Origin of the sequence: Paenibacillus sp. A3 (assembly GCF_001399685.1) — a bacterium.
GTDB lineage: Bacteria > Bacillota > Bacilli > Paenibacillales > NBRC-103111 > Paenibacillus_G.
In genome coordinates, this window is sequence record NZ_JTHN01000377.1 from 1 (window position 1) to 849 (window position 849).

The 849-nt window shown below is 58.7% G+C and carries 1 protein-coding gene; it reads right to left on the reverse strand.

What is annotated here, in order from left to right:
• Positions 1-127: 127 nt before the first annotated feature.
• Positions 128-757: a TIGR01440 family protein gene (locus tag QJ48_RS34775; protein WP_054977811.1), complete on the reverse strand. Its 630-nt coding sequence runs from the start codon at positions 755-757 to the stop codon at positions 128-130.
• Positions 758-849: the final 92 nt, after the last annotated feature.

The following is an 849-nucleotide window of genomic DNA, read 5'->3' on the forward strand; positions in this document are numbered from 1 at the left end:
GCGATCAGCTCGATTTTGTCGCGTTGACGGCCGAGCTCCAAGTTCATGGCCTCGACGATTTTCGGATCTTGTTTGCGCAAATGTTCCATAATGAATAAGTCCTCCTCATAGTTAAAATGATATATGGTTATTGTGACTGTTCATCGCAGCTTTCTTCTCTGCGAGGCGACTCTGCCGTATAGACAGCACGGGCTCCGCCGATCAGCTTCGGACGGGTAACCGCCATCAGCACGGGCGCCTCGCCGATCTGCCGGATCGACGGCCGGACCGGTACGGCTACGCGCTTCAAGTGCATCCCGACCAAGGTGCCTCCGATATCGATGCCGGCATGCGCCGCCACGGTCTCTACAACGACAGCGTCGGCCAGCTTCCGATAGGCATAAGAGGCCATGGAACCGCCGGCTTTCGGTACCGGGATGACGCTCACCTGCTCCAAGCCGTACCGCCGCATCGCTTCCCGCTCCATCACAAGTGCCCGGTTCAAATGCTCGCAGCATTGATACACCGGAAAAAAACCGGCTTCTGCCCTCACGGCCTCTACCGCTTCATAGATCTGCCCGGCGACCGCTTCGCTGCCCCCGGTGCCGATATGGCGGCCGAGCACTTCGCTCGTGCTCGTCCCGATCACGATAAGCTGGCCCGGCTCGATTTTCCCGGCCAGGACTAGCTCCCGGACGATCGTTTCGACTTGCGTACGTACGGCTGCCACAGGCGAACCCGCGGCCTGCCCGCTTTGCACATTAGGCTGTTCGGTCATCGATCTCACCCTCTTTTCCTGCCGTGCGGCAAATTTAAGGATGTACGGCGAACTTGTCTTCGAGCGCTTTGACCTTGTTTACCCGATTCTGG